This window comes from Gottfriedia sp. ABJ_BB2_2 (assembly GCF_055484705.1).
This window is the reverse complement of sequence record NZ_JBVFKR010000042.1, coordinates 1-334: the sequence shown is the minus strand read 5'-3', so window position 1 is coordinate 334 and position 334 is coordinate 1. Positions and strand designations below refer to the sequence as shown.

The following is a 334-nucleotide window of genomic DNA, read 5'->3' as shown; positions in this document are numbered from 1 at the left end:
GCACGCCGCCAGCGTTCGTCCTGAGCCAGGATCAAACTCTCCATAATAGTTAAGTTTAAATCTTGTATTGCTCAAAAAACTAATAATTGACGTTTTACTTCATGTTTTGTTTAGTTTTCAAAGTTCAAATGGAGCGGGTGATGGGAATCGAACCCACGACCGAAGCTTGGAAGGCTTCTATTTTACCATTAAACTACACCCGCGAAGATGGTCGGGAAGACAGGATTTGAACCTGCGACCCCCTGGTCCCAAACCAGGTGCTCTACCAAGCTGAGCCACTTCCCGTAATATGGCGCGCCCGAAAGGACTCGAACCCATAACCTTTTGATCCGTA

2 tRNA genes are annotated in these 334 nt (G+C 46.7%); both read right to left on the bottom strand.

The annotated features are described in order from the left end of the window. Positions 1 to 129: 129 nt before the first annotated feature. Positions 130 to 203, bottom strand: a tRNA-Gly gene (locus ACX6U0_RS21385). 5 nt (positions 204 to 208) lie between these two features. Continuing rightward, a tRNA-Pro gene (locus tag ACX6U0_RS21380) sits at positions 209 to 285 on the bottom strand. Positions 286 to 334 lie beyond the last annotated feature (49 nt).